Origin of the sequence: Mesorhizobium sp. CA10 (genome assembly GCF_020165285.1) — a bacterium.
Lineage (GTDB): Bacteria > Pseudomonadota > Alphaproteobacteria > Rhizobiales > Rhizobiaceae > Mesorhizobium.
In genome coordinates this window covers 226,398-247,790 of record NZ_JAIUHV010000005.1, presented here as the reverse complement: position 1 = coordinate 247,790, position 21,393 = coordinate 226,398, and the positions used below count along the sequence as shown (strand labels likewise).

Here is a 21,393-nt window from a genome sequence, read left to right as displayed (position 1 = left end):
CCGCCCGGGCGTCGGGCGGCCCCGTTGCTTCTGGCCGGATTTCGGAGCTACCGCAACCTTTCGGAGCCTTTTCGGCCGCAATTCTTGTTGCAGGGCTGAAATCCGGCCGCGGCCGGGCCTAAAGCGCGTCGCGCTGAAAAGGATTCAGGCTCCACGCTTTAGGTTTTTGCTTTCATGCGGCGATGCGTGAGCGCGCGGCGAGGATCTCGACGCAGGCCTTCGCCGCTTCCTTGCCCTTCACGGTAAAATGCTCGTGGAAGAAGCGATGGTGCTCGGCGCTGTCATGGTAGTTGTGCGGCGTCAGCACCGCCGACAGCACCGGCACGCCCGTCGCAAGCTGCACGTTCATCATGCCGTCAATGACGGCGCTCGCCACGAAGTCGTGCCGGTAGATGCCGCCATTGACGACGAAAGCGGTGCCGAGGATCGCGGCGTAACGGCCGGTCGCGGCAAGCGTCTTGGCGTGCAGCGGGATCTCATAGGCGCCCGGCACGTCGAAGACCTCGACGGCAAAGCCGCCGAGCGCGGCAAGCTCCGTCTCGAACGCCGTCACGCATTGGTCGACGATATCGGCATGCCAGCGCGCCCGGATGACGGCGACACGACGGGCAGTATGGTCTTTGGGGAAATGCTGATTCATGGGTCCTTCCTTCCGTTTCGAACCAGAATCAGGACGCACGACGCAAAAACCCGGCCCGCGCCAGCGGACCGTCTTCTGCGTGCGTTCTCTTCCATCCGGACTTTAACCGTCGGCTCCGGAATCACACCGGATCTGCTGACCCTTCCGTTTACGCGGAAGGCGCTCGCGGGCTTGAGCGATCGAAATCGCCCTTACCGCCGGTGGGGACTTTCACCCCGCCCTGAGAACATTAACGCAGGTTTTATGAGAGAGCAGGGTGGCGCTGTCAATTGGCGACTAGCTAATCTCCCCCCTCGAGGCGGAGATGCCCGGCAGGGCAGAGGGGGCGCGAAAGATCGCGGCGGGACAGGACCAAGGTTCCTCGCCCCACGAATGTGGGGAGAGGTGGCTCGGCGAAGCCGAGACGGAGAGGGGAGCGCCCTACGAAGGCCCCTCTCCGTCCGCTTCGCGGCCACCTCTCCCCGCCTTTGGCGGGGCGAGGAACCCAAGCATAGATACGTCGGCGGACAGTGCCCCCACCTGTCCTGCCGGACATCTGCCCACGAGGGAAAAGATTAGCTAATCACCCCCGTTCCGGAAACATCGCCTTCAGCCCCTCGCGCGAGGCCTTGGCCACGCCGCGCTCGGTGATCAGCCCTGTCACCAGCCGCGCCGGCGTCACGTCGAATGCCGGATTGGCCGCCGGTGTCGCATCCGGTGAGACCCGCACCTGCGCGACCTTTCCGTCGGCCGTCTTTCCCCAGACCAGCGATACCTCGTCGCCCGAGCGCTGCTCGATCGGGATTTCGGCGAGCCCGTCGGCCACTGTCCAGTCGATGGTGGGCGAGGGGAGCGCGACATAGAAGGGCACGTCGTTGTCGGCGGCCGCGAGTGCCTTGAGATAGGTGCCGATCTTGTTGCAGACGTCGCCATCGGCCGTGGTGCGGTCGGTGCCGACGATCACCATGTCGATGTCGCCGCGCTGCATCAGGTGGCCTCCGGCATTGTCGACGATCAGCGTGTGCGGTACGCCGTGTCCCGCCATTTCCCAGGCGGTGAGCTGGGCGCCCTGGTTGCGCGGCCTCGTCTCGTCGACATAGACATGCACCGGAATGCCGGCCTCGGTCGCCAGGTAGATCGGCGCGGTGGCGGTGCCGTAATCGACCGTCGCCAGCCAGCCGGCATTGCAATGGGTGAGGATGTTGACGCTCTCGCCCGGCTGCTTGCGTGCCGCGATCTGCCTGATGATCGCAAGCCCGTTTTCGCCGATGGCGCGGTTCAGCCCGACATCCTCATCGGCGATCTCGGCGGCCCGGCTGTAGGCCGCTTCGGCACGCTCTGCAGACGCGAGCGGCTTTAGGTGCCGGCGCATCTCGTCCAACGCCCAGCGCAGATTGATCGCCGTCGGCCGCGTCTTATGCAGCGTCTCCCAGACGGCGTCGAGCGCTTCGTCCGACGGATCGTCTTTCATCTGGATGGCGACGCCATAGGCCGCGGTGACGCCGATCAGCGGCGCGCCGCGCACCCACATGTCGCGGATCGCGGTGGCGATGCCGGCGACGCTTCCGATCTTTTCGATGCGGAATTCATGCGGCAGCCAGCGCTGGTCGATGATCTCGACCGAGCGCTTATCGTCGCTGAGCCAGATGGTGCGGTAGTGGCGTTTGCCGACGTTCAAAGGCTCTTCTCCTGTTCGATCAGCGCGGCCAGATTGTTGACCTCGTCGATGCTGTGGATCTGGCGCCGGTTGACGGCGATGTGGCGGCCGAAGCGCAAAGCCTTGGCCTCACATCTGGCGCGCAGGTCTTGATCGGCAATGGTCTCGAAATCGGCATTGTGGGCGAGGCCGAGAATACGCCGGTGCACCTCGATGCCGGCGAAGCCGAGCAGGTCGGTCCAGATGGAATGCAGCACGTGGTCGAGCGCCTGTTCGGCGCCGAGCTGGTCGCCCTGATCCTCGAACAGGCTCTTCTGATAGAGGATGCCGGTGCGCTCGGTGCGCCACAGATGCGCGAACTCGGCGCGGAAGGTGGCCCAGGTCTCGGCCGTGACACCGAGCAGATAGGCGCGCATCGAGTCCCTGCCGCCTTTCTCCTCATGGCCGCGCTGCGAGAAGAAGGCCATCCAGAAATTGGCGAGCAGCATGCCGACATCGAAGGCGATCGGGCCGTAGAAGGCGAATTCCGGATCGATCATCCGGGTCTCGCTGTCGGTCACCATGATCGAGCCGGAATGCAGGTCGCCATGCAGCAGCGTCTCGGCATTGGCGGCGAACAGATGCTTCAGCCGCTGCGCCTCGACCTTGAGGTCGCGGTCGGCGCGCAGCTCGGCGACCAGGCCGTCGAGCTGCGGCGAGGTATGCCGGTTCATCTTGGCGTCGAAATAGGGGTCGGAGAACACCAGGTTCTCGGTGATGTCGCACAGCTCGACATTGTCGGCGAACAGCGCAAGATCGGCCTTGCGCTCCTTGGCTGCCATCGACAGATCGGAGCCGCGGAACAGCGTGCGCGCCATGAACAGGCCGATGTCGCGTGCGATGTTCGGCAGTTCGCGGCCGTCGATCAGCGCCCGCCTGAGGATGATGTGCGGCGGCGCCAGATACTCCATCACGATCAGCGCCTGGGTCTCGTCGAAATGGTAGATCGCCGGTACCGAGCCGGGCGCACGGCGCTCCTGCCTGGTCAGCGCATGATATTCGAAGAAGGAGCGTTTGAGCGGCAACGGCCAGCTGTCGCCGACCAGCCGCACATAGGGCAGCGCCTGCTTGACCACCGCGGCACCCTTGTCGCCTTCGACGATGAAAACGAGGTTGAGATTGCCGTCGCCGACCTCCTGTACCTTCCAGCGACTGGTGTCCTTGCCGATGCGCTCCGTCAGCGCCGCGGTCTCGCCAAGGCGCTTCGGCAGCGTTTCCGCCGACAATGCTTCGAAGTTCCCGGTCATGCTCTCCCTCCTGCGCGTGGTTTCCGACGATAGCGGAGCCACAGCGGCGGGGCCAAGCTAGGAAGCGCTCTGGCAAATGTCAATCGTGTTGACAATTGCCGAATGAGCCCATAGCGTCACGATCCGGGAGGAATGGATGGGCGCAGATGCCGTGTTCCATGTGGAGGGCCTGAGGAAATCCTTCGGCCAGAACGAGGTGCTTGGTGGCATCTCGCTCGACCTCTTTGCGGGCGAGGTGACCGTGCTCATGGGCGCCAACGGCGCCGGCAAATCCACCCTGGTCAAGATCATCAGCGGCGTCTACGAACATGGCGCAGGCTCGATGCGGCTTGCCGGCAAGGCCTTCGACCCGCAGACGCCCGCCGAAGCCATTCGCGCCGGTGTCGTCACCGTGCACCAGAACATCAACGACGGCGTCGTCGCCGACCTCGACGTCGCCACCAATCTGACGCTCGACCGGCTAAGCGGCAAAGGCGCGTCGTTGCTTTTCAAGCCTGCCGATGTCCGCGCCGAGGCGAGAGCCGTCGCCGACCGCATGGGACTTGCCATCGACCTCAAGGCGCGCGTCAGCGACTTGTCGTTGGCGGATCGGCAGATGGTGGCCATCGCCCGCGCCATGGCGCATCGGCCTAAGGTCCTGATCCTCGACGAGCCGACCTCTTCGCTATCGAGCGCCGAGGCCGATCGGCTGTTTTCGCTCATTGATCGGCTGCGCGGCCAGGGCGTCGCCATCCTCTATATCTCGCACCGGATGTCCGACATCAGGCGACTGGCCGACCGCATCGTGTCGATGCGCGACGGCGTGGTCTCCGGCATTTTCGACCGGAAGCCGCTCGACTATGAGGGCGCGGTCAACGCCATGCTCGGCCGCAAGATCCATCTCGACAGGGTGGTTGCCAGAAGCTCGGCCCGAGCCGTCTTCTCCGCCGAAGGGTTGCGGCTGGCGCAAGGTTCGCGGCCGATCTCGATGACGCTCGGCGCCGGCGAGGTGGTGGCGATCACCGGCCTTGTCGGCGTCGGCAAGACGGCGCTGGCGGAAACGCTGTTCGGCGTGCGCCGGCCGCTCGCCGGCACCATGCATATGGACGGCAAGCCCTACGCGCCGGGCTCGGCGCGCGAGGCGATCGCCGCCGGCGTCTTCCTGGTCGCCAAGGACCGCGCCGCGAGCGGCATCGTCGGCGGCTTCAACATCGAACGCAACATCAGCCTGCCGTTCCTCAAACGCATGTCGGGCCTCGGCGTCATGAAGAAGCGCGCCGAGCGCATCGCCGCCCGCCGCCAGATCGACGAGCTAGGTATCGTCTGCCGCTCGGAGAGGGACGAACTCTCTGCGCTGTCCGGGGGCAACCAGCAGAAGGTGATGGTGGCGCGCTGGATGTCGCAGGCCTCGCGCCTCTTCATCCTCGACGAGCCTTTCCAGGGTGTCGACATTTCAGCGCGTCGCGACATCGCCGCCAAGCTGAGGGCAAGCGCCGACGGCCGCGCGACGCTGATCTTCGTTACCGAGCTCGACGAGGCGCTGGAGACCGCCGACCGCATCCTGGTGATGTCGGAACACACGATCGTCGGCGAGCACCGCAACGATGACATCGATCTCGACCGGCTGCTGGCGGAAGTGGCCGGCGGACCGCTTCACAGCGCAGCGTGAGATCGCAGATGACGAGACCCGGAGTGCAGGCATGAGTTCCAGTTTGGCGGGCAAGGCAACGGCGCGGGAGCGTTCGATGACACTGCGCGATTACGCCATCCGCTACGGCTTCATCGTCTTGCTGGTCGGGCTGATTGCCTATTTCGCAGTTGCCGCTGATGGTTTTGCATCGCCGCAGAGCGCCGTCTTCATCTTCCAGTCGGTGGCCATCACCGGCGTGCTGGCGCTCGGCGTCACCGCGACGCTCGTCGTCGGCGGCTTCGATCTGTCGATCGGCTCGGTCGCCACCAGCGCCATGATGGCGGCATCCTATGCCATGGTCGTGCTGGAGCAGAACGCGATCGTCGCCGTCATGGCTTGCCTTGTCATCGGCGTCATCGTCGGCCTGATCAATGGCTGGCTGATCGTCTATATGCGGGTGCCCGACCTGCTGGCCACGCTCGGCATGATGTTCCTGCTGCTCGGCCTGCAGCGCATTCCGACGGAAGGCCGCTCGATCGCCACCGGCATGACCATGCCCGACGGTTCGGTCGCCAACGGCAAGTTCTCGGAGGCTTTCCTGGCGCTCGGCCGTCACCGCATCGACTTCTTCATGCCGAACCTGATCCCGGTCTCGGTGGTGGTCCTGGTCGTGCTTGCGGCGCTGATCTGGTTCTTCCTCGAATACACCCGCTTCGGCCGCATGATGTATGCCGTTGGCAGCAATGAGAGGGCGGCTGAGCTCGCCGGCGCGCCTGTCAAGGCATACAAAATCTGGGCTTATGTCATTTCGGGAGTTTTTGCCTCGATCGGCGGGATTTTGCTCGCCGCCCGGCTTGGACGCGGCGACATCGCCTCGGGTAATAATCTCTTGCTCGACGCAGTCGCGGCGGCGCTCATCGGCTACGCTGTGCTTGGCGCCGCCAAGCCCAACGCCTTCGGCACCGCCGTCGGCGCGGTGTTCGTCGGCGTCCTGCTGCAAGGCCTGACGATGATGAACGCGCCTTACTATACGCAGGATTTCGTCAAGGGCGCGGTGCTTGTCGTCGCCCTTGTCTTCACCTTCGCCCTTTCCGGCAGGGGCAAGAGATAGTTTCGACCGGGGCATAACAAATGGAGGAAAACGAAGTGAGCATTACAAGAAGACTTTTGGGGAAGGCGGCACTCGGCCTCGCCAGCGCGGCGCTGCTGATGCAGGGAACGGCGCTTGCCGCGGACCGTCCGGCGCCGTTCGACAAGCCCGGCGTCAAGATCGCGCTGGTGCGCTATCTGTCGACCGGCGACTTCTTCCAGGCCTATCTCTCCGGCGTCGAGGCGCAAGCCAAGGCGCTCGGCGTCGACCTGCGCGTGCTGGACAGCCGCCAGGACGCAGCACTCCAGGCCGACATGGTCGACCAGGCGATCGCGCTCGGCGTGCAAGGCATCATCATCCAGCACGGCCTGACGGAATCGATGAAGGACGCCGCCCAGCGCGCGGTCGATGCCGGCATCAAGGTCGTCGCCTTCGACGTCAATGTCGAGAACCCGAAGATCCCGCAGGTCGAGCAGTCCGACCGCGACCTGGCGAAGCTCGCGCTCGAGCAGGCGGTAAAGGACAATGGCGAGAGCTGGAAGGCCGGCTATGTCTATGTCGCCGGCATCGCCCCGCTCGACCGCCGCAACGAGACCTGGGTCGACGTGAAGAAGAAGTATTCGGGCATCAGCGAGGTCGCCATGTTCGGCACGCTCGACAATCCGATCGCCAACTCCGTCGCCAACCAGGCACGCTCGGTGCTGCAGGCGCATCCCGACATCAAGGTGATGTTCGCGCCCTATGACGAGTTCGCCAAGGGGGTGAAGATCGCCGTCGACGAGGCGGGCCTGAACAAGGCCATCAAGATCTATTCGGCCGACATCTCGACCTCGGACATCGCCGCGATGCGCGAACCGGACAGCGCCTGGGCGGCAACCGCCGCCACCAACCCCGCCGTCGTCGGCCAGGTCTCGGTGCGCGCGCTGGCGCAACTGCTTGCCGGCGAAGATCCCGGCCACAACGTCATCGTGCCGCCGACGCTGATCACCCAGAAGGAGCTGATCGACAAGGACATCAAGAACATGGAGGACCTGTCGGCCAAGCTGCCGCAGTTCGCCCATGCCGATGTCGCGATGCCGGCCTGGATGCCGAACCCGAACGCCAAGTAAGGTTCGGACGGTCGCAAATGAAGAGAGCGGTCCAACGGGCCGCTCTCTGCCCTTCGGCCCGCCCAAGGCGGTTTTATCGCTGCCAGAAGGGCAGCTTGGCGATCTCCGCCTCGACCTCTTTTCTCGTCAGGCCGATGTCGTCGATCAGATGCGGATTGTCCGTCGCCATGCGCTTGAGCTCGAAGCGGAAATAGGCCTGCTTGCGCCGCTCGGCGATAAGGCTGCGCAAGGCCGCCAGGCTGAAGCGCCCGCGCCTTGAGTGCATTGCCGGTGCCGCCGCCAGACACGTAGAGGGCGTGAAGCTATCGTTCATGGCAACCTCCATCGAATGAGGGTTTTGAACCCTCGACCTGATTGAGATTGCAGTGTGCCGCAGGCGGCCGGCGGCGTAATTAAGCCGTCCCAAATAGTTCTCAAAACTTCCAAATCGGCTATAGATCGCCGCATGCAGGGATCGCGCTTTGCTTTCGGACCGTTCGTGCTTGATCCAGGCGCGGGAACGCTGCTCCGGGGCGATGTTCCCGTCGCCGCCAGCCATCGCGGGCTGAAGCTGCTGGAAGCGCTCGTCGTGCGCCCGGGCGAAATCCTGGCCAAGGCCGAGCTGATGGATGCGGCCTGGCCTGGCATGGCAGTCGAGGAAGGCAATCTCACCGTCCAGATCGCGCAGCTCAGGAAACTGCTTGGTCCGGCGACCGGTGGCGGTGAATGGATCGCCACAGTGCCGCGCGTCGGCTATCGCTTCACCGGCACCGTCGAACGGCCCGACGCCACACGCAAACCTTTGCCGCTGCCCGACAAGCCGTCGATCGCCGTGCTGCCCTTCGTCAATCTGAGCAGCGATCCCGAGCAGGACTCTTTCGCCGACGGCCTGACCGAAGACCTGATCACCGATCTCTCCCGGATACCGGGCCTCTTCGTCATCGCGCGCAACTCGGTCTTTGCCTACAAGGGCAAGGCCATGGACGTGCGCGCCATCGCCGGGGAGCTCGGCGTGCGCTACCTGCTGGAAGGCAGCGCCAGGCGCGCCGCGGGGCGGGTGCGCATCAATGCCCAGCTGATCGACGCGCTGAGCGGCGAGCATCTCTGGGCGGAGCGTTTCGATCGCAGTCTTGAGGACATTTTCGCCGTTCAGGACGAGGCGACGGCCAAGATCGTCGAGGCGCTGCTCGGGCGGCTGCGCGCGCTGCCGGAGCGCAACCGGCCGAAGAGTCTCGAAGCCTATGATCTCGTCGTGCGGGCGCGAAAACTGTTCGACGAGTCGCCGCAAATGGCGCGCGAAGCGCATCTGATGCTGACGCGCGCGGTTTCGCTCGACCCGGACTACGCGGAGGCCTATCGCTGGCTGGCCATGAACCATTGGATGGGCTGGGTGCATTGGGGCGAGCCGTTCGAGCCTGCCCGCAGCACGGCCCTGGAACTGGCGCGCAAGGCTGTGGCGATCGATCCCAACGATGCCGGTTGCCGCTGGGTTCTGGCGAACCTTCTTGCCTATGAACGCGATTTCGAACGGTCCGAGGCGGAATTCGCCAAGGCGATCGAGCTCGACCCGAACGAGGCGGATATCTGGGCGACATTGTCCGATATCGACGTGCTGGGCGGGCGGATAAGCGAGGGCCTGGAGCACATCCGCAAGGCCTTCCGGCTCAACCCCTTTCCGCCGAGCTGGTACTATCTGACGCTCGGCCAGGCACAGTATGCGGCCTGTGACTACGAAGCCGCCGTCGAAACGCTGCGCCGCGACGAGACCTACCGCACAAGCTCGCGCCGCTTTCTGGCGGCAAGCCTGGCGCAGCTCGGCCGTCTCGACGAGGCGCGCACCGAGGTCGCGCTGTTCCTCGTCGGCAATCCGCATTTCTCCACGCAGCGCTGGGTCGAGACGGAGCCGTTCCGCGACGACGCGATGCTTGAGCATTTCGTCGACGGCTTCCGCAAGGCCGGCCTGCCGGAGTGATGCGGCGACGCGGCCAACCGGCCGCTGCCGAGATTTCGAATCCTCAGGGTCTTTTTCACCGGCCGGCGCGCGCCAGCCCATGCGCCACCAGACGGTCGATGACCTCCGGATAGCTGACGCCGCTCGCCGCCATGGCCTTGGCGTACATGCTGATGTTGGTGAAGCCGGGAATGGTGTTGAGTTCGTTGATCAGGAAGTTCATGTCCGGCATCAAGAAGAAGTCGACGCGGGCCATGCCGTCGCAGCCGAGCGCCCTGAACGCCCTTGCAGCCGCGTCGCGCATGGCATCCTCGACCTTCTGCGGCAGCTCGGCTGGCACGATGAGTGCCGCGCCGTTCTCGTCGATATATTTGGCGTTGTAGTTGTAGAAACCGTGGCTCTCCGCAGGCACGATCTCGCCCGGCCGTGAGACGAAGAGTTCGCCCGCGGGGCTCTCCAGCACGCTGTATTCGATCTCTCGGCCACGGACGAATTCCTCCGCCAGCAGCTTGCGGTCATGTTGGAATGCTTCCGCCAGCGCGTGGTCCAATTCCTGGCTGGCATTGACCTTCGCGACGCCGACCGACGAGCCCTGCCGCGCCGGCTTGATGAACAGCGGCAGGCCGAGCTGGTCTTCCAGTTCGGCGAGCGGAGGCGCGGCACCTTCATTGATCGTCACCGAGCGCGCCACAGGCAGTCCGGCCGCCTTCAGCAGCCGCTTGGCGATGTCCTTGTCGAGCGCCGTGGCGGAGCCGAGGATGCCGCAGCCGGCGAGCGGCACGCGCGCCACCTCGGCCACGCCCTGCACCGCGCCGTCCTCGCCATGCAGGCCGTGCAGGACCGGAAACAGGATATCGATGGGAGGCAGGTCGTGGGGCACACCGCCGGCAGGGATCGCCAGCACCCGTCCATGGCCGCCCGGCACCAGGCAGAGCTGCGTGCCGGCCGACGGCGTCGCCAGCGCGCCGTCCTCAAAGCGGCTCAGCAGCCATTGCCCTTCGCGGGTGACGAAGATCGGAACGGCATCGTATTTCGCCGGGTCCAAGGCAGCCATGACGTTGGTTGCTGAAAGCAGCGATACTTCATGCTCGGCGGAGCGCCCGCCAAAGAGCACGCCAATACGAAGTCTTTTCGCCGCCATCTGGAGCTCCACCAATGATCAGGGTTGGAGCCCCGCATGCGAACACGAGGCGCCCTTAAACTGGCTGAGCAATACGCGAAGGATTGGTGTGGATTTTGACGGGTTCGAGCAGTTCTTCAGCAGAAGCGCCAAAGGCCTTCGGTTCAAACTGCGTCAAGACAATGGGACATGGAGCGGCTCGTCGTTTCGCGAAAACGATGAACCGCTCCAGTGCCTGCCTTTACATCATCAGCGCAGCGCAGCCGCGATGTTGCCGCCGTCCACCGTTGTCACATTCGCCGTGGTGCGCTCGGCCAGCGCCTGGTGCAGGAAGGCCTGCGCGACGTCGTCGGCCGTCACTTCCTGTCCCAGCAGATTGCCGGACATGTACTCCTTCTCCGAGACGCCGCGCGCGCCGGAACGGCTGGCGATCATCGCGTCGGTCAAGAGACCCGAGCGGATGCGGTCGGCGTTGACCGCGTTGGAGCGGATGCCATAGGCGCCGTAGTCAAGCGCATATTGCCGCGACAGGAACAATGTCGCGGCTTTCGGAATGCCGTAGGCGCCGAATTTCGGGCCGGGATTGATCGCCTGCTTGGAGGTGTTGAAGAGGAGCACGCCGCCCGTACCCTGTTCCAGCATGATGCGCACCGCATTCTGCGCCGCCGACTGGTGGGCGAAGAAATTGAGCTCGAAGCTTTTGCGCAGCGTCGCGTCGTCCAATTCGCCGATGCGGCCTTCCCAGGCTGCACCCGCATTCGAGACCAGGATGTCGACGCCACCATAGATGGCGACCGCCTTGTCGAAAGCGGCGCGCATCTCGGCCGGCTTGGTGATGTCGGCGCCGACGCCGATCGAGTTGTTGCCGGCCGCCTTCGCTGCTTCCGCTGCCTTGGCTGGGTCGAGATCGACGATCACGGCATGCGCGCCATTGGCCGCGAACAGTTTTGCCGTCGCGGCGCCGATGGCGCCGGCGCCGCCGGTGATCAGCACCACCTGGCCGGTCAGCGGCTTCGGCTTGTTCGAAGCGAGCTTGGCCTGCTCGAGAGACCAGTATTCGAGCGGGAAGAGGTCGGCCTTGGAGAGTGGATGGAAATTGCCGATCGCTTCCGCGCCGCGCACCGCCTCGATCCACATCTCGCCGACATCCGACGCGATCTTGGCATCCTTCAGCGTGCGGCCATGGCCGAACATGCCGAGGCCCGGCACCAGAGTCAGGCGCGGCATCGGGTCGAGCATAGTGCGCTTGACATCGTCCAGCGCGTCATTGGTCTCGAAATAGGCGGTGTAGTCCTTGACGAAGGCATCGACATGGCTGCGGACGGCGGCCTTGTAGTCGCCGAGCTTGTCGGCGTCGGGCGCCGGTACCGCCATCGGTCCGGTCTTGATGCGGATCGACAGGTCCGGGGTCGATACCCCGCGCCCGGCCAACTCGGCGATCTTGGCGGAATTGATGAAGTCGACGATCGCGTCCGAGGTGCGGAAGTCGCTGATCATGCGGTCGAAGCGGCCTTCGCCGCGCGCCACGGCAATTGCGCCGCGCAGCGTCGGCGCGATGTCGCTGGGCTCGGCGAGCTTTGCCGGCAATGCTGCCTTGGCCGTCTGCGGCTTGCCGTTCTTGGCCACATAATCCTCGGCCATGGTCACATAGTGGATCATGCGGTCATAGGCCTGTTTGGCATCGTCGCCGAAGGTGAAGATGCCATGCTTGTCGAGGATCAGGCCCTCGACTTTTCGGTCGGCGTCGAAGATTTCCGCCGCAGCCTTGGCGAGGTCGAAGCCTGGCTTGATATAGGGCACGTAACCCATCTTGTCGCCGAACACCTTTTTCACCAATGCCTTGCTATCTTCCTGGTCTACGATGGCGAGGATCGCTGTCGAATGCGTGTGGTCGACGAACTTGTGCGGCAGGAAGGCATGAAGCAGCGTTTCGACCGACGGGTTGGGCGAGGACGGATCGATGAGGTTGGAGCGCTGCAGCGCCACCATGTCCTCGTCGGAGAGCTTGTCCAGGGAGCGCGCCTTGAGCAGCGCGCCCATTTTCACCGCCGGCAGGCCTTGCGGCTCGATGACCGCCATGTCCCAGCCGCTGCCCTTGACGCAGAGCACGTCCCATTCGTCGCCGACGAGATCGGTGGCTTTGGTCTTGCAGGAGGTGTTGCCGCCGCCATGCAGCACCAGGCGCGGCTCGCCGCCGAGAAGTCGGGTCGTGTAGACGCGCAGCGCAAGGTCGCGGCCGACGCCCTTCCTGGCATAGTCGGCAACCATCTTTTCCGCGTCGGCGTCATTCCAAAGGTTCTGCATGTCGATCCGTCCGATTCCGTCTTTTCTTGTTCATGAACAGAAGGCCGCGACGTCGTGATGACAGAAGCGGCGAGGGTGATTTTCTACGAGGCCTTTTTCGTTGCCGCGCCGGCGTGCTGAAGCAGGCGCTCGGCCATATGCGCGCCGACCACCAGATGCGTGCACAGCCCGCCGGCGATGGCCGCAAGCAGCGGCTCGAACTTGGTATCTTCCTGCACCACCATCAGCCGCTTCTCGATGGCGCGCAGCGAGGCGAGCTCGGCGGAGATGACGCGCCTATTGTAGCTGCAGTCGAGCACCTCGCCGCCGGCGTCGATGATCTGTCCGGCGATGACGCCGGCCGCACCCTGGCGCCGCAACGTTTCCATCTCGGCCGCCGACAGCGCGCCGCATTTCACCAGATGGCTGTCGGCGTCGACCGCGCCGACGGAATAGAGCGCCAGATCGCAATCGGCGATGCCGGCCAGCTGGTCGCGGATCACCGGCTCGGCACGCAAACCTTGCGCCAGGCCTTCTGTCGACAGAACCAGCGGCGCGTAGAAGTTGAGGCCCTTGGCATTCAGCCGTCGCGCGATCTCCATCGTGCACTGGTCGGGCCGGTAGGAATAGGGCGCGCCGAGATTGCCGCAGAGCTGCACCACGGTGACGTCCTGCAGGTCGGCATAGGACATGATGTCGGCGATGGTGTAGACGGTGCGGCCCCAGGCGACGCCGATGCGGTCGCCTTTTTTCACCAGCTCGAGAAAGACGCTCGCCGCCAGCACGGCGATATCGGTCGAGGGATCGGCAAGGTAGGCATTTTCCGGCGCGATCCAGACGGCGTCGAGATCGAACGCATCTTCCAGCCGTCGCGCCATGACGTCGTCGGTGAAGAGCTGGGTCGAGGTCGAGATGTTGACGATGCCGGTCTCGCGCGCCTTGCGCAGATACATGGCGACCGAGGCGCGAGAAATGTTGAGCTGGCTCGCCACTTCGTCCTGACGCAGGCCATGCGCATAGTAAAGCCAGGCGGCCTTGTGGATGAGCTGTTCTGCCGGTCTGATAGCCATGCCGCCTCCTCGGCTGACATTAGTCACGGCTCTCGACAAAAGTCAAATTTGCCTGCGCGAGCTGCGATCGTCTCGCGGCGCGGTCCAATCCGGATCGCCATTTCACCAAGCCGGCGCAGCATAGCATTTTCAGCCGCGGAAGGGGGATAGCGTGACGGCGGGCCTAAGGTTAGAAAGCTCGAAAAGAACATCGGGGAGAACGGGATGGCCAATCCTTACGAACAGGATCTCGACAGGAACGCTGCCAACCACCAGCCGCTGACGCCGCTCACCTATCTTGAGCGCGCGGCCAAGACCTATCCCGACCACATCGCCATCATTCATGGCAACCAGCGCATCACCTATCGCGATTTCTGGCGCCGGTCGCTGAAGCTTGCCTCGGCGCTCGCGAAGCACGGCGTCGGCAAGGGCGATACGGTGACGGTGATGTTGTCCAACACGCCGCCGATGCTGGAAGCCCATTTCGGCGTGCCGATGGTGAAGGCGGTGCTGCATTCGCTGAACACCCGCCTCGACGCCGCCGTCATCGCGTTCCAGCTCGACCATGCCGACAGCAAGGTGCTGATCGTCGACCGCGAGTTCTCGGGCGTCGTCAAGGACGCGCTGGCCTTGGCCAAGGTGAAGCCATTGGTCATCGACTATGACGATCCGGACTATGCCGCCGACGCACCCTATCCGAAGGGCGAACGGATCGGCTCAGCTGATTACGAGGAGTTCGTCGCGGCCGGCGACGAGACCTTTATCTGGTCGATGCCCGATGACGAGTGGGACGCTATCTCGCTCAACTACACCTCCGGCACCACGGGCAATCCGAAGGGCGTCGTCTATCACCATCGCGGCGCGGCGCTGATGGCCTACACCAACACCATCCATGCCGGCATGGCCAAGCACGCGGTTTATCTCTGGACGCTGCCGATGTTCCACTGCAACGGCTGGTGCTTCCCCTGGACCTTGGCCGTGCAGGCCGGCACCCATGTCTGCCTGCGCTGGGTGCGGGCAAAGCCGATATACGACGCCATCGCCGACCACGGTGTCACCCATTTGTGCGGCGCCCCGATCGTCATGTCGGTGCTGATCAACGCGAAGGATGAGGACAAGCGGCAGTTCGCGCAGACCGTCACCTTCAACACCGCCGCAGCGCCCCCGCCGGAGGCCGTGCTGTCCGGCATGGCCGATGCCGGCTTTGCCGTCACCCATCTCTACGGCCTGACCGAGACCTACGGCCCGGCCGTCGTCAACGAGTGGCACAATGAGTGGGACGCGCTGGAGAAGGGACGGAGGACGCAGAAGAAGGCGCGCCAGGGCGTGCGCTATGCAGCGCTCGAAGGTCTGACGGTGATGGATCCCGGGACGATGATGGAGACGCCGGCCGACGGCGAGACCATCGGCGAGGTCATGTTCCGCGGCAACATCGTCATGAAGGGCTATCTGAAGAACCGCAAGGCCACCGACGAAGCCTTCGCCGGCGGCTGGTTCCATTCCGGCGATCTCGGCGTCATGCATACGGACGGCTATATCCAGTTGAAGGATCGCTCCAAGGACATCATCATCTCGGGCGGCGAGAACATCTCGTCCATCGAGGTCGAGGACGCTCTCTACAGGCATCCGTCGGTTGCCTCGTGCGGTGTGGTTGCCCGCGCGGATGACAAATGGGGCGAGGTGCCGGTCGCCTATGTCGAGCTGAAGCCCGGCAAGAGCGCGACCGAGGCCGAGATCATCGAGCACTGCCGAGGGCTGCTGGCGCGTTTCAAGGTGCCGAAGGCGGTGGTGTTTGCCGAAATCCCGAAGACCTCGACGGGGAAGATCCAGAAGTTCAGGCTGCGGGAGATGGCGAAGGGGGTGTAGTTCGCTCCTCCCAACATGACGTCGACAATTTGCGGCAGCGCCCGCGACGTCGTCATCCTAGGGTGGAGCAGTCGCGAAGCGACGTTGCGGAAACCCTAGGATCCATGCCGCTACTTTGCGGCCGCGCTCCGGCGGTTGAGAATGGCCGCAGCGGACGGAAAGTGCTGACCGGCGTAACATCTTGATCTGCTTCGTTCTTCGACCGGCGTCACGGAATGGATCCTCGGGTCTGCGCGCGTCGCTTCGCTCCTTGCTCCGCCCGTGGATGACGACGTCGCAGCGCCAATGGCTAATCGTCAACGTACTCACCGCAGACCTAGCAACTGTCACCATCTGTCACCAAATTATACGCGTACGTCGATTTCGCGTTGACTCCTCGCCGCTTTCGTTTTACGACTGATGAAAATTGAAATTCGTCACTCATCAAACGAAAGCGCTATGTCAGAAGCCGCCAACATCGTGGCAGACCCCGCCAGACAGGAGAATGTGACCCGCATTCTCGACTGCGCCGAGCGCCTGTTCCGCCACTATGGCTACGGTAAGACCAATGTTGCCGACATCGCTCGCGAGCTCGGCATGTCGCCCGCCAACATCTACCGCTTCTTTGCCTCCAAGGTCGAAATCCACCAGGCCGTCTGCGGCCGCATGCTCGGCGCCAGCTACAACATGGCCTATGAGATCATGCACCTCCCGATCAGCGCCGAGGAGCGACTGAGCCGCTATATTCATGCCCAGTACAAGATGACGCTCGAGACCATGCTGGACGAGCAGAAGGTGCATGAGATGGTTATCGTCGCGCTGGAGCGCGACTGGTCCGTCATCGACAAGCATGTCAACAGTATCCACGACCTGTTCGCCGAGGTGATCCGCGAGGGCATCGAGGCAGGCGAGTTCAGGCAGCAGGATCCTGAAACCGCCGCGCGCTGCTTCGGCGCCGCCACCGTCATTCTGTGCCACCCGCAGATGGTGGCGCAGTGCCTTGCCAAGACCAACCGGGCAATGCCCGACGAACTTATCGACTACGCCATCAGAGCCTTGAAATAGAAGCCGTCCGCCGCGTGCGGTCGGCAGATCATCTCCAGTTCGGGAGTGCTAAAGTGTCTTTGCCCAGTTCCATCCTCCGCAGGCTGCCGGCCGCCGGCCTTCCCGCCATCGGCGTCGTCGTCGCCGCGCTCGCCCTTGCCGGCTGCAGCCAGGAAAAGGCCGAGGTCGTTCAGGAAGTCGTCCGGCCGGTCAAGGTGGTCGAGATCGGCGAGGCGCGGACCACTCGCCAGCTCGACTATTCCGGTTCGGTGCGCGCCCGCATCGAGATGAATCTCGGCTTCCGCATCGCCGGAAAGGTCACTGAGCGTCTGGTCGATATCGGCCAGCACGTGAATGAGGGCGATGTGCTCGCCCGCGTCGATCCTGCCGATTACGAGCTGTCGGTCAAGAGCGCTACGGCCAGCCTCGACGCCGCCGAGCGCCAGGTCGAGACCGTCGACCTCGCCAGGAAGCGCGCCGAGCAGCTCTATGCCAAGAACTTCGCGCCGAAGTCGCAGCTCGATCAGGCGCGGCTGGCCTACGACCAGGCCGTGGCGACGCGCGATGCCGCCCGCTCGACGCTGGCCCAGGCGCAGAACCAGGTCCATTACACCGATCTCAAGGCCAGCCAGGCCGGCATCGTCACCGCCATCTCCGCCGATGTCGGCCAGGTGGTCGGCGCCGGCACGCCGGTCATGACGGTCGCGGTGGACGGCGAGAAGGAAGTTTCGATCGCGGTGCCGGAGATGGATATTGCAGGGTTCAAGCCCGGCAAGGAAGTCAAGGCGAGCTTCTGGTCGGACGAAGGGCTGACGCTTGACGGCAGGGTCCGCGAGGTTGCCGGCAGCGCCGATCCGCAGTCGCGTACCTTCGCTGTCCGGGTTTCGCTGCCCAACGATCCGCGCGTGCTGCTCGGCATGACGGCCAATGTCGAGGCAACCGTCGGCAGCAAGGCGCAGCTCGTGTCGATCCCGCTGACCGCGATGACCGAGAAGGATGGCAAGCAGATCGTCTGGACGGTCGACCGCGCCTCCGAAACAGTCCATCCGCGCCCGATCAAGGTCGCCAACTTCACTGCCGACGGTGTCGCCGTGGCGGACGGCCTCAAACAGGGCGACGTCGTGGTGGCGGCCGGCACACAGTTCATGACCGAGAATCTGAAGGTCAAGCTTGCAAGCGACGCCCAGCAATCCGCCTCGGCGCAGGACGACGTCGCGACCACCAGCAGCCTGCACTGATGCTTGTCGCCCAAAAGTGCGAAGCGGTTTTGGGACAACGACATGCATCGAACTAGAACCTGAAGTCAGGCGTAACGAACGCCTTTCCCGCTCTCGCTGCTTGCGCCGCGGGCCGGGGAAAGCATGGGTTCCGGGCGGCGAACGCCCCGATCGTGAGATGCCGGCATGTTGGCTCCCCCGCAGCAGTGCCGCGTCGAGCGCGATTTGCGAGCTCTCTCCGCTTGAGGGGTCTCGCCGCCCGGAAGCCCACCGAACTGGAAGCGGCATGCCAAGCGAGCGTGCCTTGCCGATCAATTGGACTGGACGTGTGCCATGACCACCAGCGACAGCAGCACTGAAAAGCGGCCCTTCAATCTTTCGCGTTGGGCCATCGGACATCCGAGCATCGCGCGCTTCCTGTTCGGGCTGATCATCCTTGCCGGCGCGCTCGGCCTGATGCGCATGGGCCAGAAGGAAGACCCCGACTTCACCTTCCGCGTCATGGTGGTGCAGGCGATCTGGCCCGGCGCCTCGATCCAGGACATGGAGGATCAGGTCGTCAACAAGATCGAGCGCAAGCTGCAGGAAACGCCGCACCTCGATTTCGTCCGTTCCTACACCCGCGCCGGCAGCGCCATCATCACCTTGCAGGTCAAGGGCGACACCAACACCGAGGAAGTGAAGGACGCCTTCTACCAGGTGCGCAAGAAGGTCGGCGACATCTCCAATGAATTGCCCCAGGGCCTGCTAGGCCCCTATTTCAACGACGAGTTCGGCGACACCTTCATCACGCTCCATTCGATCAGCGGCGACGGCTTCACCTATCCGGAGCTGAAGAAGTTCGCCATCCAGGCGCGCGACATGCTGTTGACGACGCCGGGCGTCGAGAAGGCCGTCATCATCGGCGACCAGCCTGAGAAGATCTATATCGATGTCTCGTCCAAGGCGTTGGCCGAGCGCGGCCTGACCATCCTTGACCTGCAAAACGCCGTGAAAGGGCAGAACGCCGTCGATCCGGCGGGCTCGGTCGACACCGGCCTGCGCTCGGTGCGCATCTCGGTCGAGGGCGATGTCACCAAGGCCGCGGATATTCGCGAGCTCAGGCTGCGCTCGGGCAACCAGGTGACGCGCCTCGGCAACATCGCCACGGTCTCTTCCGGCCTCCAGGATCCTTACGACAACAAATACCTCTTCAACGGCCATCAGAGCGTCCAGCTCGGCGTCGTCATGGCCAAGGGTTTTAACGTCAGGGATGTCGGCAAGGATGTCGAGGCGACCTATCAGCGTTTCGAGGCAGGGCTGCCCTATGGCGTGTCGGTCGATCAGATCTCCAACCAGCCCCAGGTCGTCAAGGACGCGGTGAGCGAGTTCATGGAAGCGCTCGGCGAGGCGCTGCTGATCGTGCTTGCAGTCTCGCTGCTGTCGATCGGTTGGCGCTCGGGCCTGGTGATCGCCATAGCCATCCCGCTCGTCTTGGCCGCCACCTTCGCCATCATGTACGAGATCGGCATCGACCTGCAGCGCATCTCGCTCGGCGCGCTCATCATTGCGCTCGGCCTTTTGGTCGACGACGCCATGATCGTCGTCGAGATGATGGAGCGAAAGCTCGAGGAGGGGCTGGTCAAGATCGAGGCGGCGAGCTTCGCCTACACCTCGACCGCTTTCCCGATGCTGACCGGCACGCTGATCACCACGGCTGGCTTCATCCCGGTCGGCTTCGCCGCCTCCACCGCCGGCGAATATGTGCGCACGCTGTTCTATGTCGTCGGCATCGCGCTGGTCGTGTCGTGGTTCGTCGCGGTCTATTTCACGCCGTGGCTGGGCTACATGATCCTCAAGCAGCGCAAGCATGCCGGCACTCATCACGATGTCTTCGATACCGGCTTCTATCGCCGGCTGCGCGCGACGGTCACCTGGGCCGTGCGCCACCGCATCATCGTTTTGGTGATGACGCTGGTTACTTTTGCCACCAGCCTGTGGGCCTTCCAGTTCATCCCGCAGAACTTCTTTCCGCAATCCTCGCGCCCGGAAATCCTGGTCGACCTGTGGCTGCCGGAAGGCACCTCGATCAAGGATGTCGAAAACCAGGCCAAGTCGTTTGAAAGCAAGATGGCGGACGATCCGGACAAGCGCTTCATCGCCACCTATATCGGCGAAGGCGCGCCGCGCTTCTTCCTGCCGCTCGATCAGCAGCTCCGTAACCCGAACTTCGCCCAACTCCTGGTGATGGCCAAGGACGAGCCGGCGCGCGAGCGGCTGATCGTCAAGATGCGCAAGATCCTGGCGCAGGACTTCCCCTCGATCCGCGGCAAGGTCGACCGCCTCTTCCTCGGTCCGCCGACCGGCTGGCCGGTGCAGATGCGCGTCATGGGCCCGGACCGCAAGGAGGTGCGCCGTATCGCCGACGAGGTGAAAGCGAGGTTCCAGGCCAATCCGCTGCTCGGCGCCATCCACGACGACTGGCTGGAACCGGTGCCGGCGATGAAGCTGGTGATCGACCAGGATCGTGCCCGAGCCCTCGGAGTCACCTCGCAGCGCATCCGCCAGATGCTGCAGGCCACCATGTCCGGCGCGCCGCTAGACGACTTCCGCGACGGCGAGGAGACCGTCTCGATCGTCGCCCGCGAGCCGGAGGCGACCCGTCACCTGCTCTCTTCGGTCGACTCGGTCTATATCCCGACCGACTTCGGCGGCTCGGTGCCGCTCTCGCAAGTGGCCAAGGTCGTGCCGGTGATGGAGCAGGGCGTCGAATGGCGGCGCGACCGCCTGCCGACGATCAGCGTGCGCGCCACGCTGCCGGACGGCGTGCAGTCCAACGACGTCGTCACCAAGATGTACAACGACATGAAGGACCTGCGCGCCGGTCTTGCACCCGGCTACAACGTCGAGATCCAGGGCGGCGCCGAGGACTCGGCCGAAAGCCAGGCCTCGATCGCCGCCAAGGCGCCGATCATGCTCGCCGTCATCGTCGTGCTGCTGATGGTCCAGCTGCAGCATTTCGGCAAGTCGATGCTGGTGCTGGCCACGGGACCGCTCGGCATCATCGGCGCCGCAGCGGCGCTGCTGATCAGCGGCGCGCCGTTCGGCTTCGTCGCTATCCTCGGCGTCATCGCGCTGCTCGGCATCATCATGCGCAACTCGATCATCCTGGTCGATCAGATAGACCAGGATATCGCTGCCGGCATGGAGCGATCGGAAGCGATCGTGGGTGCAGCCGTGCGCCGCTTCCGGCCGATCATGCTGACGGCGCTGACCGCGGTCCTGGCGCTGATCCCGATCTCGCGCGGCGTTTTCTGGGGGCCGCTGGCCTACGCCATGATGGGCGGCATCCTCGTCGCCACCGTGCTCACCATCCTGGTGCTGCCGGCCGGCTACGCCCTGTTCTTCGGCCGCGCGCCGAAGAAAGCCAAGACCGACGAGCAGGCGCCCGAGCCGGAGAACGTCGAAGGCATCGAAAGACCGCAGCTGGCCTTGGCTGCGGAATAAAAGGTGGCAACCTTGGATCATCCGCCATCGGCGAAAGCCGGTGGCGGAT

The 21,393-nt window shown here is 64.4% G+C and carries 15 protein-coding genes and 1 riboswitch; of the genes, 8 read left to right on the top strand and 7 right to left on the bottom strand.

All coding sequences use genetic code 11. The features are described 5' to 3' along the window. Positions 1-172 precede the first annotated feature (172 nt). The 3 genes from LB535_RS13520 to mtnK form a co-directional block, all read right to left on the bottom strand. Complete coding sequence (locus LB535_RS13520) at positions 173-640, bottom strand: 6,7-dimethyl-8-ribityllumazine synthase (protein ID WP_224632532.1); 468 nt, start codon at positions 638-640, stop codon at positions 173-175. Positions 641-719: 79 nt separating this feature from the next. Continuing rightward, positions 720-872: riboswitch (FMN riboswitch) on the bottom strand. Positions 873-1,202: 330 nt separating this feature from the next. Continuing rightward, complete coding sequence (gene mtnA, locus LB535_RS13515; RefSeq protein ID WP_224632531.1) at positions 1,203-2,297, bottom strand: S-methyl-5-thioribose-1-phosphate isomerase; 1,095 nt, start codon at positions 2,295-2,297, stop codon at positions 1,203-1,205. Next, the gene (gene mtnK, locus LB535_RS13510) at positions 2,294-3,562 is read right to left on the bottom strand and encodes an S-methyl-5-thioribose kinase (RefSeq protein ID WP_224632530.1); all 1,269 of its coding nucleotides are present in this window, start codon (positions 3,560-3,562) and stop codon (positions 2,294-2,296) included. The genes mtnA and mtnK overlap by 4 nt, the downstream gene beginning before the upstream one ends. Positions 3,563-3,698: 136 nt before the next feature. On the opposite strand from mtnK, the gene LB535_RS13505 reads away from it, so the two are divergent. The 3 genes from LB535_RS13505 to LB535_RS13495 all read left to right on the top strand — a co-directional run bounded on the left by LB535_RS13505 (position 3,699) and on the right by LB535_RS13495 (position 7,370). Beyond that, positions 3,699-5,210: a sugar ABC transporter ATP-binding protein gene (locus tag LB535_RS13505; protein WP_224632529.1), complete on the top strand. Its 1,512-nt coding sequence runs from the start codon at positions 3,699-3,701 to the stop codon at positions 5,208-5,210. Positions 5,211-5,286: 76 nt separating this feature from the next. Continuing rightward, positions 5,287-6,282 carry an ABC transporter permease gene (locus tag LB535_RS13500; protein ID WP_224632670.1) on the top strand — a complete coding sequence of 332 codons (996 nt, stop codon included), beginning with the start codon at positions 5,287-5,289 and terminating at the stop codon, positions 6,280-6,282. Positions 6,283-6,317: 35 nt separating this feature from the next. Then, positions 6,318-7,370: a substrate-binding domain-containing protein gene (locus tag LB535_RS13495; protein WP_224632528.1), complete on the top strand. Its 1,053-nt coding sequence runs from the start codon at positions 6,318-6,320 to the stop codon at positions 7,368-7,370. A 73-nt stretch (positions 7,371-7,443) separates the two neighbouring features. Here the strand turns inward: LB535_RS13495 and LB535_RS13490 are convergent, their stop codons facing one another. Then, complete coding sequence (locus LB535_RS13490) at positions 7,444-7,683, bottom strand: DUF1127 domain-containing protein (protein ID WP_411908991.1); 240 nt, start codon at positions 7,681-7,683, stop codon at positions 7,444-7,446. Positions 7,684-7,815: 132 nt separating this feature from the next. Between LB535_RS13490 and LB535_RS13485 the strand changes: the two genes are divergently transcribed. Further along, complete coding sequence (locus LB535_RS13485; protein WP_224632527.1) at positions 7,816-9,321, top strand: winged helix-turn-helix domain-containing tetratricopeptide repeat protein; 1,506 nt, start codon at positions 7,816-7,818, stop codon at positions 9,319-9,321. Positions 9,322-9,376: 55 nt separating this feature from the next. On the opposite strand, the gene LB535_RS13480 is transcribed toward LB535_RS13485, so the two are convergent. The 3 genes from LB535_RS13480 to LB535_RS13470 all read right to left on the bottom strand — a co-directional run bounded on the left by LB535_RS13480 (position 9,377) and on the right by LB535_RS13470 (position 13,773). Beyond that, positions 9,377-10,441 (bottom strand): D-alanine--D-alanine ligase family protein, encoded by a 1,065-nt coding sequence (locus tag LB535_RS13480; protein ID WP_224632526.1) that lies wholly within the window; start codon positions 10,439-10,441, stop codon positions 9,377-9,379. 228 nt (positions 10,442-10,669) lie between these two features. Next, a complete protein-coding gene (locus LB535_RS13475) occupies positions 10,670-12,724 on the bottom strand; it encodes a bifunctional aldolase/short-chain dehydrogenase (RefSeq protein ID WP_224632525.1) in 2,055 nt (684 codons plus the stop codon). Between the two features lie 83 nt (positions 12,725-12,807). Continuing rightward, positions 12,808-13,773: a sugar-binding transcriptional regulator gene (locus tag LB535_RS13470; protein WP_224629368.1), complete on the bottom strand. Its 966-nt coding sequence runs from the start codon at positions 13,771-13,773 to the stop codon at positions 12,808-12,810. A 204-nt stretch (positions 13,774-13,977) separates the two neighbouring features. On the opposite strand from LB535_RS13470, the gene LB535_RS13465 reads away from it, so the two are divergent. The 4 genes from LB535_RS13465 (at position 13,978) to LB535_RS13450 (ending at position 21,344) form a co-directional block, all read left to right on the top strand. Continuing rightward, positions 13,978-15,618, top strand: a complete 1,641-nt coding sequence (locus LB535_RS13465) for an acyl-CoA synthetase (RefSeq protein WP_224632524.1) — start codon at positions 13,978-13,980, stop codon at positions 15,616-15,618. Between the two features lie 438 nt (positions 15,619-16,056). Then, complete coding sequence (locus tag LB535_RS13460) at positions 16,057-16,662, top strand: TetR family transcriptional regulator (RefSeq protein WP_140543365.1); 606 nt, start codon at positions 16,057-16,059, stop codon at positions 16,660-16,662. An 83-nt stretch (positions 16,663-16,745) separates the two neighbouring features. Further along, entirely contained in the window at positions 16,746-17,879 is a 1,134-nt protein-coding gene (locus LB535_RS13455; protein WP_411969570.1) for an efflux RND transporter periplasmic adaptor subunit, read from the top strand. Positions 17,880-18,191: 312 nt separating this feature from the next. Continuing rightward, a complete protein-coding gene (locus tag LB535_RS13450; protein ID WP_224632522.1) occupies positions 18,192-21,344 on the top strand; it encodes an efflux RND transporter permease subunit in 3,153 nt (1,050 codons plus the stop codon). Positions 21,345-21,393 lie beyond the last annotated feature (49 nt).

Excerpts from the sequence above, each read along its gene's own strand:
- LB535_RS13520 (WP_224632532.1), bottom strand. The coding sequence starts at position 640 with ATGAATCAGCATTTCCCCAAAGACCATACTGCCCGTCGTGTCGCCGTC.
- mtnK (WP_224632530.1), bottom strand. The coding sequence starts at position 3,562 with ATGACCGGGAACTTCGAAGCATTGTCGGCGGAAACGCTGCCGAAGCGC.
- LB535_RS13505 (WP_224632529.1), top strand. The coding sequence starts at position 3,699 with ATGGGCGCAGATGCCGTGTTCCATGTGGAGGGCCTGAGGAAATCCTTC.
- LB535_RS13500 (WP_224632670.1), top strand. The coding sequence starts at position 5,287 with ATGACACTGCGCGATTACGCCATCCGCTACGGCTTCATCGTCTTGCTG.
- LB535_RS13490 (WP_411908991.1), bottom strand. The coding sequence starts at position 7,683 with ATGAACGATAGCTTCACGCCCTCTACGTGTCTGGCGGCGGCACCGGCA.
- LB535_RS13485 (WP_224632527.1), top strand. The coding sequence starts at position 7,816 with ATGCAGGGATCGCGCTTTGCTTTCGGACCGTTCGTGCTTGATCCAGGC.
- LB535_RS13480 (WP_224632526.1), bottom strand. The coding sequence starts at position 10,441 with ATGGCGGCGAAAAGACTTCGTATTGGCGTGCTCTTTGGCGGGCGCTCC.
- LB535_RS13475 (WP_224632525.1), bottom strand. The coding sequence starts at position 12,724 with ATGCAGAACCTTTGGAATGACGCCGACGCGGAAAAGATGGTTGCCGAC.
- LB535_RS13470 (WP_224629368.1), bottom strand. The coding sequence starts at position 13,773 with ATGGCTATCAGACCGGCAGAACAGCTCATCCACAAGGCCGCCTGGCTT.
- LB535_RS13465 (WP_224632524.1), top strand. The coding sequence starts at position 13,978 with ATGGCCAATCCTTACGAACAGGATCTCGACAGGAACGCTGCCAACCAC.
- LB535_RS13460 (WP_140543365.1), top strand. The coding sequence starts at position 16,057 with ATGTCAGAAGCCGCCAACATCGTGGCAGACCCCGCCAGACAGGAGAAT.
- LB535_RS13450 (WP_224632522.1), top strand. The coding sequence starts at position 18,192 with ATGACCACCAGCGACAGCAGCACTGAAAAGCGGCCCTTCAATCTTTCG.